The following is a 14,075-nucleotide window of genomic DNA, read 5'->3' as shown; positions in this document are numbered from 1 at the left end:
ATTATGTGGATGCGTGGTTTTTGCTGTTTTGTATTATTGTTTTTATCTTCTTTAACGTCTGCTGAACAAGCAATTTTAACTATTGATAATGAAGAAGAGCTATCACAAGTTGTGAATCAATTAAGTGATAAAAACGATGAACTTCGTCAAAATATGGAGTTTCAAAAATCGCATTTAACCAGCATCATTAATGAACAAAATAACATTACCACGCAAATTTCACATGTACAAAATACGTTAGCGACACTGGCTGAACAAGGTGAATGGTTAAGTTTTTCAACCGCGCTTGGCGAAACCCTTCGCCAACAGCTACTGCGTTTACCCGAAAAACCCAAGTCTCAACCGCTTGATGCTGAAATCGCCGAAGCAAAAGTCCAACAGCTTAATTACTCCAATACGTTAACCGCATTAGACAACTATCCAACTTTAAGTAGCCCACTTAATAGTGTAAAACTCGCTACACAGTACCGACGCTTGTTACGCGAACAAAGCGAATTACTTAAAACATTAATTTCGGGTACTGATACCACTATTTTAGAGTTAACGAAATTAAAAATTTCAAATAAACAATTAACCAATGCAATTGACGAAGTCAATGACGCGGCACACCGCTATTTCTTCTGGGTGGCTGATGTTAATCCTATTTCACTTAAATTCCCAGTTAATTTGGCCAAAGATGTTGTTTATGTCATTTTTTCAATCGATACCTTAACTCAGCTATATAATGCCAGTTGTGAAGTATTAACAACACCTAAACCATTATTTTTATTGATTTTAGCAATGCTATTTGTGGTTACTCATTTTAAAATGCGCACAAAATATTATGCATTTTTAAACAAATCCGCCTCACGCGTGGGTAAAGTAACGCAAGATAGTTATTCTTTAACATTAAAAGTGATTATTTATTCGCTAATTATGGCGCTGCCTGTACCTATTTTATGGGCTGTTTTTGGTTATGCACTGCAAATTAACTGGGATTACCCTGTCGCAGTAGCGCTGGGTTATGGGGTAAATGCTGCTGCGCCTATTTTATGGGTCTTTATTATTACTGCACATTTTGCAGAACAAAATGGTCTATTTATTACCCACTTTGGCTGGTCCAAATCAAGTGTTCGAGAAGCAATGAAATACTATCAACTTTCGGTTTGGGTAGTGATTCCACTTGTTATGATTGTCATGAGTTTTGATCAGTTTAACAACCGCCAATTTGCCGCCACTATAGGACGAACAGCTTTCATTATTCTCTGCTTTGCTTTAGTATTTATGACTAACTCAATTCATCGAGCGGGCGTGCCTCTTTATATTGATAAAAAGGGATCGGGCGATAACTTATTAAGTCACATTCTTTGGTTTATTTTATTAAGTGCGCCTTGGTTAGCTATTATTGCGGCTTGCTTAGGTTATTTATCTACAGCGCAAGTTTTATTAGGTCGACTTGAAGCATCGGTTATTATCTGGTTTGGTTTATTAGTTATCTATTTTATGATTCGACGTTGGATGTGGATCCAAAAACGTCGTATTGAATTTGAACGAGACAAACAACGCCGATTGGAGCGCATGCAACGCGCGAAAGGACACGAAGAAGAGTTAACATCGGTGAATGAAGGTGTCGATGAGCCAGTTATCAACTTAGATGTCATTAGTGCACAATCGTTACAATTAGTTAGATCGATTATTATGCTGATTGCTTTAATTAGTATGATACTGCTCTGGTCTGAACTACATTCGGCATTTGCCTTCATGAATAATATTAAACTTTGGGGTACAAGCACCATTGTCAATGGCGTTGAAATCGAACAATATATTACCCTTGGCGCGGTATGTATTGCCATTTTAGTCATGACAATTACCGTGCAAGCCGTCAAAAACCTACCAGCATTACTCGAATTAGGCATTTTACAACATTTAGATTTAGCACCGGGCACCGGTTATGCTATCTCAACAATTTCTAAATATATTATTCTAATGATCGGTTGTATGATTGCATTTTCATTTATTGGGATTGATTGGTCAAAAATACAATGGCTTATTGCTGCATTAGGTGTTGGTTTAGGTTTTGGTCTACAAGAAATTTTTGCTAACTTTATTTCTGGCTTAATCATTTTGTTTGAAAAGCCGGTCAGAATTGGGGATACCGTCACTATTCGTGATTTAACCGGTAATATCACTAAAATTAACACGCGTGCAATTACTATTGTTGACTGGGACCGCAAAGAAATCGTCATGCCGAATAAAGCTTTTATCACTGAACAATTAGTTAACTGGTCGTTATCAGACTCAATTACCCGTATTGTGTTAACTATCCCTGCAACTATTGATGCTGATAGTGATTTGGTAATAAACCTATTACAACAAGCCTGTATCGAATGTGAATATGTGTTAAACGATCCCGAACCGCAAGTCTTTTTAGTCGATATTCAAGAAGGAATACAATTATTTGAACTGCGAGTGTTTGCAGCCGAAATGGGGCATCGAATGCTTTTACGAACAGCAATTCATAAATTAATCTTAGAAGCTTATCGTCAGCATGATTTAAAATTACCATTTCCACCATTACAAACCAATTTGGAAGCGCTTGGTCGTAAAAGTGGACGCCGTAGTTATACCGTTGGCACGCTTTAACCGAAAAGCGTTTCTAACCAAGGTACACCAAATGCACCTGGCGCTAATAACACAAATGCCCAAATTGGCGCAGAAGAGATATTGGCTAAATTAAACTTAGTTGCTGGCATATGCATTGTGCCAGCAATCAACGGCACTATTGCTCGAAATGGTCCAAAAAATCGACCAACAAAAACCCCTAAAGCGCCATAGCGTTGAAAAAATTGTTCAGAACGATAAACCAATTTTGGGTACTTACTTAATGGCCAAGAAGCGATTACTTGTTTGTGATAATGCTTACCTAACCAATAAGAGAGCCAATCACCAATCACAGCGCCTAGCGATGCAGCAATTAATACCGGAATAAATGAGATAACGCCAGTACCAATTAAAGCGCCTGCACCCAATAAAATTGCTGTTGCTGGCACAATCAATGAAATAATGGCTAAAGATTCGCCAAATGCCAATAAAAAAATAATTGGCAATGCCCATATTTGATGAGCTTGAATAAACTGCATTATTGCATAGGTAAATTCATGTATTGACATAGTTGAATTAGGTAAATTATTAATTGATTAGACTCAAGCATTTTACCATAATAATATAAGTTTAAGATTGTGTTAACCAAGTATTGGCAGAATCTTATTACGTAACTCAATTGCTTTACTGATTATTCACATTAGCAATGTAAAACTAAAACAACGTTCAATGCTTAAAAATAAACAGCCCGAGACCAGCCATGACTAGCGGTATTAACACAGTATTAGTAACAAAATTTAGTAATAGCACGCTAAATAATCCTCAATTTGATACAATTGCCATAGAAAAACCTATTGCATTAATTTATAACGGTATTTCTCATGTAGTTATGATGGCGACGCCGAAAGATCTTGAGTATTTTGCGTTTGGTTTTTCGTTAACTGAAAATATTATTGAATCGGTTAATGACATTTATGGTATTGATATAATCGACTCATTAAAAGGAGTAGAAGTTCATATTGAATTATCTTCCAGACGCTTCAATCAATTAAAAGAAAAACGTCGTAATTTAACCGGCCGTACTGGTTGTGGTATCTGTGGAACAGAGCAACTTGAACAGGTATGCTCAATTATTCCAACTTTGCCATCCAATGACAAAATTCAGTTATCAGATTTTGCGCATTCACTAGTCTATCTAAACCAAGTGCAACAAGTTGGAGCGCAAACAGGCTGCACCCATGCAGCAGTTTGGCTTGATTTACATGGTAATTTTATTGCAGGTTTTGAGGATATCGGTAGACATGTAGCATTAGATAAACTACTAGGTTATCGCGCTAAATACCTCGCACAAAATAAAACAGATATAAAAGGCATAATATTAGTCTCAAGTCGAGCTAGTTATGAAATGGTACAAAAAGCAGCTATCTGTGGCATCGAAATTCTCTGTGCGGTTTCAGCAGCTACATCAATGGCAGTTGAGCAAGCCAGAACAAATAACTTGACTTTGATTGGATTTTTTAGAGGTGATAAAGGGGTAATTTATACCGATAGCAATCGGATCATTGAGTAATAATAATTTTATAAGATAAACACGGTTGCCAAATTGAAGCTTAATGTATCATAAATAATGTTTATATTTTAATTTTTTAAATTAATTTTTAAGATAATTAATTGATTAATAAAGTTAAATATAGCAATTTAATTTTTAAAACTAAACCAAACCTAAAAAGTCCCTTTCATTATTGTCAGAACATCATCATAATATACCCTGAAAAATGACAACTACGTTGTTTTTATTATATATTCTTTTTATGTGATCGTTTTCTCGTTTTGAGAAAAAGTCAATTATTCACATTGTTTTCTATGACATACTAGATCGATGTGAACAATTGCGATACGTATTTTTATTCATGATAAAAATATAAACATGTTTTAAGTGATTATTTAATATCACTGCGTTTTATTTATCAAAAAACTACTTCAATTTGAAAGGATACACTCATGCATCAAACAGCAGATATTCAACAAGCAGTTAATTATATTCAACAGCAAACCGACAAAAAACCAACAATCGGAATTATACTTGGATCGGGTTTAGGTCCTTTTGCCGATACTCTTGAAGATGCCGTTCATATTCCTTATGACACTATTCCTCACTTTGCTAAATCAGCAGCTGTGGGGCATGCGAATGAATTAGTGATTGGTAAATGTGGTGATAAGACTGTTGTCGCGATGAAAGGTCGTTTTCATTATTATGAAGGTTTTTCATTAGATCAAGTTACCTTCCCTGTGCGTGTAATGAAAATGCTAGGCGTTGAAAAACTGATCATTACCAATGCCTGTGGTGCAGTCAACACTAGCTTTAAACCTGGTGATTTAATGATAATTACTGACCACATTAACTTAACTGCTAACAATCCATTAATGGGTCCGAATAATCCTGAATTAGGTGTTCGCTTTTTAGATGTTAGTGAAGTGTATAACAAGCAATTAAGAGCGACGGTTAGCGAAGTAGCTAAAGAGCTGAATATCACTTTACAACAAGGTGTTTATGCTTGGTGGACAGGACCAACCTACGAAACTCCAGCAGAGATTAGAATGATCCGTACATTAGGTGCTGATGCAGTGGGTATGTCTACCGTTCCTGAAGCAATTATTGCTCATCACTCTGGCATTAAAACTATCGGCATTTCATGTTTAACTAATATGGCTTGTGGCATTTTAGATCAACCACTCGGTCATGAAGAAGTGATTGAAACCGCTGAACGTGTAAAATCCACTTTTTTACAACTTATTACTAAAACCATTGCACGTTTTTAGTTCATAGTTTTTAATTTTATATAAGCAGTTCAATTTATTTAGGATTTAAATAATGAACATAAAAAATAGATTAAAAATAATGATGTTTTTCCAATATTTTATTTGGGGAAGCTGGCTAACGACTTTAGGTATTTATCTTTTTAATACACTAAAATTTTCTGGTGCCGAGATAGGTATGATCTTTAGTACTAAAGGCTTAGCCGCATTAATTATGCCCTGTATTATAGGGATTATTGCTGACAAATTTATACAAGCAAAATATTTGTACATGCTGTGCCACTCGATTTGTGCTGTTGCGCTTTTTTATGCTGCATCAGTGACAACATCAAGTTTACTATTTTGGTTGATGTTTGCTAATGCAATGGCTTTCATGCCAACTATTGCTTTATCTAACTCAATTAGTTACGCGTGTTTAGATAAAAATAACTTAAATACTGTCGAAGTGTTCCCTAAAATACGGGTGTTTGGTACAGTAGGTTTTATTATTGCTATGTGGATGATAAGTCTACTGAAGTTAGATTCCAGTAATGGACAACTTTATGTGGCATGTGTGGCTTCGGTCGTATTAGTGATCTACAGCGCAACGTTACCAAATATTGAAATCAAACAAAACCAACAACAATCTTGGGCTTCTCGTTTAGGTCTTGATGCATTTGTGTTATTTAAAAAACCCGTCATGGCAGTATTCTTTTTATTTGCGATGTTACTTGGCGCAATATTACAAATCACCAATACTTTCGGCGGGGCATTTTTAAAAGACTTTGGTAAAATTCCCGAATTTTCTGACAGTTTAATTGTACAGCATCCAGCAATTTTATTATCCGTATCACAAATGGCAGAAGTGGCATTTATTTTAACTATTCCGTTTTTTCTTAAAAAGTTTGGAATAAAAAAAGTGATCATGATAAGCCTAATAGCTTGGACGCTCCGATTTGGCCTATTTGCATTTGGTGATCCAACACCATTTGGTTTTGTCTTACTGTTGTTATCCATGATAGTTTATGGTTGTGCTTTTGATTTCTTTAATATTTCGGGATCAATTTTTATAGAAAAAGAAGTTAATGCCAATATTCGAGCAAGTGCACAAGGGCTCTTTATGACAATGGTAAATGGAATTGGTGCATATTTAGGTTCAATCTTAAGTGGTATGGTAGTTGATGAATTTACCTATACAAGTGGCCGAGATTGGCAAACAATATGGTTAATCTTTGCATCTTATGCACTGGTGTTGGGAATTATTTTTTATTTTACCTTTAACTATGACCATAATAGAAGCGAAACAGTTAAGCAATAACTTACCACAATCAAACTAATGGGCTAAAATCACAAGCTTACATTCTGTTCTGATTCACTTAGTATTCGTTATTCTAATATGTTAAAAAATGAAGAGTGACACAGGGTCTTCACCCTGTGGTCTCTTATTGTGTTTGCTTTATTGTTAGCTACAAAATTAATTTATATAAATTATGAGATTTAACTATGAAAGAAAAATTTTTAGGTGGTTTATTAGTTTTTTTAGGAGCGTGCAGCTTTGGCGTGCTCTCCTCTATTGTGAAAACCGCTTATAAAGCTGGCTACTCCCTTGGTGAAGTTACGGGCGTACAATGTTTTTTGGGTATGCTAATATTATGGATTATTCACTTGATAGTTAAAACATTCATAAAACCCAAAAGTACAGCAACGACAACGCATAATCCCAAAACTAACAAATGGAAGGTATGTGCTGTGGGTATCTTCCCTGGGTTAGTTGGCATTTGCTATTATCAATGTGTTCAACTCGTTCCCGCATCAATTGCTATCATACTATTAATGCAGTATTTGTGGATTAGTATTATTATCGATTATGTTATTTTCAAAAATAGACCGACAACAACTCAAATTTTAACGGTGATTACCATCATAGCCGGTAGCTGCCTTGCCGCTGGACTATTTAATCAAGATATTCGTTTGAATTTAACGGGCTGTTTTTTTGGTTTTTTAGCGGCCTTAATGTATTCACTATTTATTAGTACAAGCAGTAATGTTGGTAATGCATTACCAAAACTTGAAAAAAGTGCCTTGATGATAACCGGAGCGTGCATAATAACTTTTATTATATTTCCACCTTTATTCTTCTTTAAATTAAATTTGAATGATCAACTCTATCAATTAGGATTTTTATTAGCACTACTGGGCACCGTATTACCTCCGTTTTTGTTTTCTGTTGGCATTCCCAAAATTGGTATTTCATTAAGTGCAATCTTATCCGCAGCTGAACTACCTGTTGCCGTCACCTGTTCATATTTTTATTTAAAAGAATCGGTCTATTTTAATCAATGGATTGGGGTCATTATTATTCTACTATCTATCGCATTATCCAATTTGAAACATTTAAAACGGAATAAATAATATGCTTAGACTAAAGGGAAGCCTAAACGCTGACCTTTAGCCTAGCATTACTTTATTAAACTAGGCTTTTTAGCCATTTTATAAAGATATCTGCTTTGGGGTTATATTTGGCTTGCGCTCGTAAGATGTAATAGCGCTGTTTACATAACATTTCCATTTCAGGAAAAGGTGTAATAAGCTCACCCGATTCAAGTAACTTGCCGATTAATTTCCGTCGACCCATAGCAACACCACCATGATTAATAGCGGCAGTAGTTGCAAGATCAGAACGATCAAAATCGATTTTGGGTATATCATTAAAATCAAAGGGCAAAGAATAATGATTAGCCCACCCCATCCATTCATCACAATTAGAATCATATTCCCATGCTTGACTATCGTGCAATATTGTACAGTTAGATAGTCTTTCAACGTTATTATATAAGTTATGTTTTTTTGCATAAAAGTCACTACAAACAGGAATGATTGTTTCGGACATTAAAAAATCGTAATTGAGCTCTTCGTACAGTAATGCATCATAATAAATAGCAAGATCGATTCGATGACGACTAAAATTTGTAACTTCATTTCCAGATAAAATATTTAAAGTAATATAGGGATAGTGACGTGCAAAGTCAGGTAATTTTGGTACTAGCCAACCTTGTGCAAATGACGGTCTAGCATAAATTGTCAATATTCCAGAAATTTCTTGATTTGAAATTTCTAAAATTTCTTGGTTCAAATTTCTTAGTGATTTTCGAACCACATCAAATAAATGTTTACCATCATGAGTAAGTTCAATTCTTCGGTGAAACCGTTTAAATAGCTTAAAACCAAGTTCTTGCTCTAATTTTTGAATTTGATGACTCACCGCGCTTGGACTGATACACAGCTCTTCAGCAGATAAAGAAAAGGAAAGATGACGAGCAGCCGATTCAAAAGTATATAATTTCGCTAACTGATAACGATTAATCAAGCGATTTTTTGTTAGAAAATTATCATACATCAGCGATTCTCCTTCACCTTGTTTTAAACAACGTAAATATCTATTTTATAAAATCAAACTTTGCAGCTTTATAGCAAAACTAACTTTAATGTTAAACTTCGATTTAAATCACATTTTTGAATGAATTTAATTCATGTTAAGTTGTTTTTTTATCATTTGTCAAATACCTAATAAAAACATTTAATAGGTTAAATTTTAACTAACTTAAAAATCAAAACATGAACTCACAGCTTTGGGTTATGGCAGTATTAATGAGTAGTTTAATTGTCATTGTGATATCAATTGTAAAAGTTAAACTACATCCATTTTTAGCCTTGTTACTTGCAAGTTTTTATGTAGGGGTATTAATGGCTATGCCTCCACTTGAAATACTTAGTGCAATTGAAGCTGGAATGGGTAGTACCTTAGGTTTTTTAGCTATAGTAATTGGATTAGGATCCATTTTAGGTAAAATGATGGAAATTTCTGGTGCATCTGAAACTATAGGGTTGATGTTACACAAATGCCGGTTACTTCCACCACAAATAATGATAGTGTTAATTGGACTAATTTGTGGCATTACCTTATTTGTTGAAGTCGGTGTAGTATTATTCATTCCATTTGCCTTTTCCATTGCTAAAAAAACAAATTCATCACTTTTAACAATCGTTATACCACTATGCTCTGCATTAATGGCCGTTCATTGTATTGTTCCCCCTCATCCGGCAGCATTGTTTGTGACCAATGCGCTTGGTGCAGATATTGGCAGTATAATTTTTTATGGTTTAGTAGTTGCTCTATTAGCATCACTAGTTAGTGGGCCTCTTTTTTTAAAAATCATTAAAAATAATATTCCATTTAAGCCTGTACCTGAAACATTTTCCCAACCAAACAATAAGAATGAAAATGAATTACCGTCATTATTGCCCACTTTGACTATTATTTTGTTACCTATCATTTTAATGTTAATAAAAACAGCCACAGAATTAACAATCGATAAAAATTCAATTTTTTATGCTGTGTTCGAATTTATTGGCACCCCAATTACAGCTATGCTTATAGGTATTTTTGTCGCCTATTATGTCTTAGGTATACGCCAAAAAATGCGAATGTCAGATTTATTAATAAAAACAGAATGTGGCTTTTCTTCAATCGCTAATATCTTGTTGATTATTGGTGCGGGTGGCGCATTTAATGGCGTGTTAAAAAGTAGTGGTTTGAGTGATGGATTAGCGGGTATTTTATCACAGCTAAATATGCACCCTATTTTATTAGCGTGGTTAGTTGCCATTATATTACATGCTGCAGTGGGCTCTGCAACGGTTGCCATGATGGGAGCAACAGCCATTGTATCACCTATGTTGCCACTTTATCCTGATATTAGTCCTGAAATCATAACGTTAGCGATCGGTTCGGGCGCTATTGGTTGTACAATTGTAACAGATTCACTTTTTTGGCTTGTAAAGCAATATTGTGGCGCTACATTAACTGAAATGTTCAAATATTATACATCCAGCTCTTTTATTGTTTCATTAGTCGCTTTAGGATGTACATTTTTATTATCGTATATTGTTTAATATACAACAACATGGATTGGATTTATGATTGCTAAAAGTCTCACAAATACATTGCAATACATTTTTTTACTGATTAAAATTGTAAAATTCCAAGTAAAAAAGTGGTTTCAGAAAAATATTACTAGCATAAAACAAATTTTAAGTTATAATAGTGAAACTTCGATTAGGAATCGACTTATTAAATATAAAGGATTAATTAACCATCTCTTAATTAATGTATTAAGAATTACTATTAAAGTTAAGCTTAATATTTACCCCAAATTTGTTGAAAAACATAAAGTCAAAGATTTATATAGTAATCAACACCAATCTAACATCATAAATAGTTTATTTAAAAAACAACTTGTTAAATTTACAGAATGTAATTTTCTCTTGCTTGATGACGATTATAAAATGAATTTTTTTGATCTTATCATGCTATCTCAATTCAATTGGTATTTATTCATAGTTCTACTTGATATAGAAAAATGGAACAACCACATTAAATTAACATTCTGTAAAAGAATACTATTTTACATTCTATACAACATTAATTTACTAGTGAGAATAAAAAGAGAAAACAAAATTTTAGTCTAAATCGAAATATTAAAAAGCATAAAACATGAAACATTAAAAGGAGATAAAAGTAATAATCAGCGCTTTTAGTTGTTTTTTATACTAAAACGTTATGTTTACCTCAAGTTTTTTTACGATAGAGTAACAGTCGTTTTTTAATGTTCTACAGATCGTTATCTTATTGTCCTAAAAAAAGGAAGTTATAGAAATGAAGACACATAAAAAACCATTATTTACCTTAGTACAAAGTGATAAATTATTACCTCAAAAAAATACCTTAAGTGATTTAGATTCTAAATTAAATTATCCTGAAAACATAAATAAAATTATTGCATTACATGTTAAGGAGCTTAAGTTACACCATGGCGAATATAAAGATAATGAATACAATAGTAAAGCTAAGATCGAGAATAATCGAGAAATGCGTTTTATATTTCCTGAGATGTTCGAATCAGAGCATCATAAAAGACAAATAAGCCTTTTGAAAGAGGAATTAGCCTTTGCTAAAGAATCGAATAAAGTTAAAGAATTATTAAGCATGCGGTTAAAACAAATGGCAAAAATTTATCCACACGTGCAATTGGATTTAAATGATATTACTGTTATGCCTAATAAAATTAAAAAATACCTATTCGCGCCACCGTTAATCTTAACACAAGATAATGCAATTATGCTTTGGGAAGATGGGAATTACTCTGATTAAAAGTATTGATAAATGAATCAATAATAGAAATATGTCATCAATTTTTGCAAAAGAATTGATGACATTGAGTAAAACTATTTTTAGAATAAAAACAATAATTTTTTATTATTCAAGAATATAGGTTGTGAATTAATAAATGACATCGAATAAAAAACCGTTATTTACTTTAGCATCTTTTAATGAGTCAATTCCTGAAAAAAAGCAATTAACAGATAAAGATTCAGTTTTAGATTATCCGGATCAAAAAGATGAAATTATTGCGTTACGTTTTGAAGCATTGAAACAACGTCATTCAAAATATCAAAAGTATGTTTTAGAAGATGTTTTTAAGGATATCGATGCTTTCCAGTTTATTTATCGTGAAGCATTCAATGAACCTGATTTAGAAACGTTAAAAAATCAACAAGATTTAGAATGTGAGAGGATCAATCAAATATTATCAAGCAGATTAGCAGAACTTAGCCAATCAAATCCTGATCTTAAGCTTGATTTGAATGACTTAAATGCATTACCAGATACCATTAAAGAATATCTGTTTTCACCACCGTTAATCCTTACGCAAGATAATGCAATTATGCTTTGGGATGACTAAAAGACATTTATCATAATTAATATAAGCAAAAAATCTACAGTGCTAATTTCACTGTAGATTTTTTTTATAATTAAATTAGTTATATTTGTTTAAGAATTAATTGTTAAATGCGCTTTCACCGTGGCTATTAATATCTAGACCTTCACGTTCATGTTCTTCTGACACGCGTAAGCCAACACAAATATCTGCAATCTTATACGAGATAAAAGCAACAACAGCAGTCCAAATAATGCAGGTTATTACACTCATTAACTGTATACCAATTTGACTTGCCATGCTGGTACCTTCTGTATAACCAATGCCACCGAGTGATTCTGACGCAAAAATACCAGTCAATAGACAACCAACAATACCACAAACACCATGTACACCAAATACATCACAAGTATCGTCTATTTTAAGAATTCTTTTTAGCGAAGATACGCCCCAAACCCCTGCAAAGCCACAAATCAAACCAATCAACAGAGCACCACCAACACCAACAAAACCCGCTGCCGGTGTTATTCCAACTAATCCCGCGATGATGCCTGATGCGGCACCTAAACATGATGGTTTACCTCGTAAAACCCACTCAGCAATAGACCATGCTAAAACTGCTGCTGCCGTTGCTGCCACGGTATTAATAAAAGCTAGCCCAGCAATTTGGTCAGCGTGAGTTGAAGACCCAGCATTAAAGCCAAACCACCCAATATATAAAATAGCAGCACCGATATAAACATAAGGCAGATTGAAAGGTTTTAACGGTTCACGATTAAAGCCTATCCGATTTTTTAGTAAATACGCCCCCATTAAACCTGCAACGGCTGCATTGATGTGAACAACAGTTCCTCCAGCAAAATCTAACGCACCTTCATCACCTAAGATGCCTCCACCCCATACCATATGGGCCATTGGAATATAAGAGAAGGTAAACCATAACACCATAAAAATTAATACCGCTGAAAAACGCGTACGTTCGGCAAATGCACCTGGAATTAAACAACAAGTAATACAGGCAAAAGATCCCTGAAACGCAACCCAAATCAATTCATAAATCGATCCTGATACATCTGTAATATTAATACCAATTAATAAAAAGTGTTCAAAGTTACCAAAAAACCAGTTTCCTTCACCAAATGCCAGTGTATAACCATAAATTATCCATAATACCGCAATAAGTGAAAAGGTGACTAATATCTGCGATAACATTGATAAGACATTTTTAGCACGTAATAATCCGCCATAGAACAAAGCAATGCCAGGCACCGACATAAAAAGAACTAGGGCTGTACAAATCATCATAAAACCGTTATCAGCATTATCGGCGACGGTTGCTTCTTGAGCAATTGCTGAGCTTGAAAGCGCTAAGCCCAAAGGTAAAATAAATTTTTTCAACATAATGATATCCTTTTATGATTATAATGCTGACTCATCCGTTTCACCGGTACGAATCCGAACCACATGTTCAAGTGGCGTCACAAAGATTTTGCCATCGCCTATTTTGCCGGTATAAGCCGCTTTAGTAATAGTATTAATCACTTCATCAAGCTGTTCGTCACTGATTGCTAAATCAATTTTTACTTTAGGTAAGAAGTTAACATTATATTCAGCACCACGATAAAGTTCGGCATGCCCTTTTTGACGCCCGAATCCTTTAACTTCAGTTACGGTTAATCCCGTAATGCCAATATTGGATAATGATTCTCTCACTTCTTCTAATTTGAAAGGTTTAATAACAACAGTCACTAATTTCATCAATTGCTCCTCATTAATAGGGTGGATAACCGAACTTATGCAAAACTTATGCAAAGCTTATGCCAGAAATTTCAATTTGTAGTTTTTGACTATATTTATTAATAAGAATAACGATGTAATTCATAATGTTAATGTCAATTGATAGGAATAAAAATGTTGAAA

The 14,075-nt window shown here is 33.9% G+C and carries 12 protein-coding genes; 8 read left to right on the top strand and 4 right to left on the bottom strand.

Features of this window, described 5'->3' with window-relative positions; genetic code table 11:
- Positions 1–3: 3 nt before the first annotated feature.
- Complete coding sequence (gene mscM, locus J3U59_RS04360) at positions 4–2,622, top strand: miniconductance mechanosensitive channel MscM (protein ID WP_267333137.1); 2,619 nt, start codon at positions 4–6, stop codon at positions 2,620–2,622.
- Here the strand turns inward: mscM and J3U59_RS04355 are convergent.
- Entirely contained in the window at positions 2,619–3,149 is a 531-nt protein-coding gene (locus J3U59_RS04355; protein ID WP_267333138.1) for a DedA family protein, read from the bottom strand. The genes mscM and J3U59_RS04355 overlap by 4 nt on opposite strands.
- A 191-nt stretch (positions 3,150–3,340) precedes the next feature.
- On the opposite strand from J3U59_RS04355, the gene fdhD reads away from it, so the two are divergent.
- From fdhD to J3U59_RS04335, 4 genes are all read left to right on the top strand, one after another.
- Entirely contained in the window at positions 3,341–4,150 is an 810-nt protein-coding gene (gene fdhD / locus J3U59_RS04350; protein ID WP_267333139.1) for a formate dehydrogenase accessory sulfurtransferase FdhD, read from the top strand.
- Between the two features lie 431 nt (positions 4,151–4,581).
- Positions 4,582–5,400 carry a purine-nucleoside phosphorylase gene (locus tag J3U59_RS04345; protein WP_065632918.1) on the top strand — a complete coding sequence of 273 codons (819 nt, stop codon included), beginning with the start codon at positions 4,582–4,584 and terminating at the stop codon, positions 5,398–5,400.
- 52 nt (positions 5,401–5,452) lie between these two features.
- Complete coding sequence (locus J3U59_RS04340) at positions 5,453–6,694, top strand: nucleoside permease (RefSeq protein WP_267333140.1); 1,242 nt, start codon at positions 5,453–5,455, stop codon at positions 6,692–6,694.
- Positions 6,695–6,879: 185 nt separating this feature from the next.
- Positions 6,880–7,788 carry an EamA family transporter gene (locus tag J3U59_RS04335; RefSeq protein WP_267333141.1) on the top strand — a complete coding sequence of 303 codons (909 nt, stop codon included), beginning with the start codon at positions 6,880–6,882 and terminating at the stop codon, positions 7,786–7,788.
- 55 nt (positions 7,789–7,843) lie between these two features.
- On the opposite strand, the gene dsdC is transcribed toward J3U59_RS04335, so the two are convergent.
- On the bottom strand, positions 7,844–8,773 hold the full coding sequence (gene dsdC / locus J3U59_RS04330; protein ID WP_267333142.1) for a DNA-binding transcriptional regulator DsdC: 930 nt from the start codon (positions 8,771–8,773) through the stop codon (positions 7,844–7,846).
- 218 nt (positions 8,774–8,991) lie between these two features.
- Between dsdC and dsdX the strand changes: the two genes are divergently transcribed.
- The 3 genes from dsdX to J3U59_RS04315 all read left to right on the top strand — a co-directional run bounded on the left by dsdX (position 8,992) and on the right by J3U59_RS04315 (position 12,179).
- Positions 8,992–10,329, top strand: a complete 1,338-nt coding sequence (gene dsdX / locus J3U59_RS04325) for a D-serine transporter DsdX (RefSeq protein WP_267333143.1) — start codon at positions 8,992–8,994, stop codon at positions 10,327–10,329.
- A 763-nt stretch (positions 10,330–11,092) separates the two neighbouring features.
- The gene (locus tag J3U59_RS04320; RefSeq protein ID WP_267333144.1) at positions 11,093–11,587 is read left to right on the top strand and encodes a hypothetical protein; all 495 of its coding nucleotides are present in this window, start codon (positions 11,093–11,095) and stop codon (positions 11,585–11,587) included.
- Between the two features lie 136 nt (positions 11,588–11,723).
- Positions 11,724–12,179, top strand: coding sequence for a hypothetical protein (locus J3U59_RS04315; RefSeq protein WP_267333145.1), 456 nt, complete (start codon positions 11,724–11,726; stop codon positions 12,177–12,179).
- Between the two features lie 96 nt (positions 12,180–12,275).
- On the opposite strand, the gene amtB is transcribed toward J3U59_RS04315, so the two are convergent.
- Complete coding sequence (gene amtB / locus J3U59_RS04310) at positions 12,276–13,556, bottom strand: ammonium transporter AmtB (protein WP_065798592.1); 1,281 nt, start codon at positions 13,554–13,556, stop codon at positions 12,276–12,278.
- Between the two features lie 18 nt (positions 13,557–13,574).
- The gene (gene glnK / locus J3U59_RS04305; protein ID WP_065634965.1) at positions 13,575–13,913 is read right to left on the bottom strand and encodes a P-II family nitrogen regulator; all 339 of its coding nucleotides are present in this window, start codon (positions 13,911–13,913) and stop codon (positions 13,575–13,577) included.
- Positions 13,914–14,075 lie beyond the last annotated feature (162 nt).

The organism is Gilliamella sp. B3783, assembly GCF_026536125.1.
Lineage (GTDB): Bacteria > Pseudomonadota > Gammaproteobacteria > Enterobacterales > Orbaceae > Gilliamella.
The sequence above is the reverse complement of the archived record's forward strand: the minus strand, read 5'-3'. Positions and strand labels throughout refer to the sequence as shown.

What these genes read in the sequence shown, in the direction of transcription:
- mscM (WP_267333137.1), top strand. Translation starts at nt 4, where the DNA reads ATGTGGATGCGTGGTTTTTGCTGTTTTGTATTATTGTTTTTATCTTCT.
- J3U59_RS04355 (WP_267333138.1), bottom strand. Translation starts at nt 3,149, where the DNA reads ATGTCAATACATGAATTTACCTATGCAATAATGCAGTTTATTCAAGCT.
- fdhD (WP_267333139.1), top strand. Translation starts at nt 3,341, where the DNA reads ATGACTAGCGGTATTAACACAGTATTAGTAACAAAATTTAGTAATAGC.
- J3U59_RS04345 (WP_065632918.1), top strand. Translation starts at nt 4,582, where the DNA reads ATGCATCAAACAGCAGATATTCAACAAGCAGTTAATTATATTCAACAG.
- J3U59_RS04340 (WP_267333140.1), top strand. Translation starts at nt 5,453, where the DNA reads ATGAACATAAAAAATAGATTAAAAATAATGATGTTTTTCCAATATTTT.
- J3U59_RS04335 (WP_267333141.1), top strand. Translation starts at nt 6,880, where the DNA reads ATGAAAGAAAAATTTTTAGGTGGTTTATTAGTTTTTTTAGGAGCGTGC.
- dsdC (WP_267333142.1), bottom strand. Translation starts at nt 8,773, where the DNA reads ATGTATGATAATTTTCTAACAAAAAATCGCTTGATTAATCGTTATCAG.
- dsdX (WP_267333143.1), top strand. Translation starts at nt 8,992, where the DNA reads ATGAACTCACAGCTTTGGGTTATGGCAGTATTAATGAGTAGTTTAATT.
- J3U59_RS04320 (WP_267333144.1), top strand. Translation starts at nt 11,093, where the DNA reads ATGAAGACACATAAAAAACCATTATTTACCTTAGTACAAAGTGATAAA.
- J3U59_RS04315 (WP_267333145.1), top strand. Translation starts at nt 11,724, where the DNA reads ATGACATCGAATAAAAAACCGTTATTTACTTTAGCATCTTTTAATGAG.
- amtB (WP_065798592.1), bottom strand. Translation starts at nt 13,556, where the DNA reads ATGTTGAAAAAATTTATTTTACCTTTGGGCTTAGCGCTTTCAAGCTCA.
- glnK (WP_065634965.1), bottom strand. Translation starts at nt 13,913, where the DNA reads ATGAAATTAGTGACTGTTGTTATTAAACCTTTCAAATTAGAAGAAGTG.